Annotated in this window: 2 protein-coding genes; one reads left to right on the plus strand and one right to left on the minus strand. The window is 71.1% G+C overall.

The window, feature by feature from the left end; genetic code table 11:
* The coding region (locus AC2W7J_RS17910; protein ID WP_485984094.1) for a hemolysin family protein at positions 1-1,212 on the minus strand (1,212 nt) is incomplete at its 3' end.
* A gap of 161 nt (positions 1,213-1,373) precedes the next feature.
* Here AC2W7J_RS17910 and AC2W7J_RS17915 point away from each other — a divergent pair.
* Positions 1,374-1,779 (plus strand): ATP-binding cassette domain-containing protein (locus tag AC2W7J_RS17915; protein ID WP_485984096.1); only part of this gene is annotated, 406 nt, incomplete at its 3' end.

Raw genomic sequence — 1,779 nt, forward strand, 5'->3', positions numbered from 1 at the left:
GCCACGCGCGCCGGACTCGGGGACCCGGCCGAGCTCGGCCATGACCCAGCCGCCGACGGTCTCGTAGGCCGCGCCCTCGGGCACCTCGGCGCCGAGCCGGTCACGCACCTCGTCGGGGCGCCACAGGCCGGGCACGGTCCACACGCCGTCGCGGAGGCGACGACCGGTGGTCTGCGCGAGGTCGTGCTCGTCGCTCACCTCGCCGACGATCTCCTCGACGAGGTCCTCCAGCGTGACGACACCCGCGGTACCGCCGTACTCGTCGACGACGACGCCCATCTGCAGGCCGGAGTCACGCAGCTGCATGAGCAGCGGGTCCAGCCGCAGGGTCTCGGGGACGACGACCGGGTCGATCATCAGCGCGGAGACGGGCACGCCCGCGCGGCGCTCGTGCGGGACGGCGATGGCCTTCTTGACGTGGACGACACCGTCGATGTCGTCCCAGTCCTCCCCCGTGACGGGGAAGCGCGAGTGACCGGTGCGGCGCGCGAGCGAGACGAGATCCTCGGCGGACGCGGTGCGGTCGATGGCGCTCGCGCGGTTGCGGGGCGTCATGACGTCGGCCGCGGTCTGCTCGCCGAAGCCGAGCGAGCGGGTCACGAGCCGGGCGGTGCCGTAGTCGAGGGTGCCGGCCTCGACGGAGGTGCGCACGAGCGAGGCGAGCTCGGCAGGGCTGCGGGCGGCCGACAACTCTTCCTGCGGCTCGACGCCCATGCGGTGCAGCACCCAGTTGGCGCTGCCGTTGAGGACGAAGATCAGCGGCTTGAAGAGCACGCCGATGACGCGCATCGGCACGGCGACGAGCTTGGCGACACCCAGCGGCTCCGACACGGCGAGGGTCTTGGGCACCATCTCGCCGAGGATCATGGAGAAGACGGTGGCGATGATCAGGGCCAGTCCGTCGGACGAGGAGGACGCCACGCTCTCCGGCACCCCGACGGCCTCGAGCCCCGGCTGGATGAGCGAGCCGATCGCAGGGCTGGCGATGTAGCCCAGCGCCAGGGTCGTGACGGTGATGCCGATCTGGCACGCGGAGAGCAGCGTGGAGAGCTGGCGAAGGGAGCCCAGCACGGGCTTGGCCGCGGTGTCGCCGTGGTCGACGGCTCGCTGGACGGCGGGTCGGTCGAGGGCGACGAGGGAGAACTCGGCAGCCACGAAGAGGGCGGTACCCAGAGTGAGCACCAGGGCCAGGATGAGAAGACCTATGGTCATGGTGGGCGAGATTCTACGGGGAGCCCGCTGAGCGTTGCCTGTGTGCGCCAACTCTGCAAAACCCCAGGGTTTTGCAGAGTTCGACTGGGCGGTCTCCCCCGACGGGGGGAGGTGAGGTTCAGACGAAAGGCGGATGCCCTCCCTTCGGCCGGGATGGTTGCATGGTCTGCGACATCACCGACGAAGGGGACCTGATGACCACGACAGGAGCGCGCGTCGAGGTGCGCAACCTGACGAAGCGGTTCGGCGGCTTCACGGCCGTCGACGACCTCAGCTTCAACGTCGAGCCCGGGAGGATCACCGGGTTCCTCGGACCCAACGGCGCCGGCAAGACGACGAGCCTGCGCATGCTGCTCGGCCTCGTCCACCAGACCTCCGGCACCGCGACGATCGACGGCCAGGACTACCGCGAGCTCGACCAGCCGCTGCGGGTCGTCGGCTCGGCGCTCGAGGCGACCAACTTCCACCCCGGCCGCTCCGGCCGCGACCACCTGAGGGTCCTCGCCGCCACCGCCGGCATCCCCGCCACCCGCGTCGACGAGCTGCTCGAGCTCGCCGATCCCCGCC

The sequence above is a fragment of the Janibacter sp. CFPM2_SD2 genome, assembly GCF_057364645.1.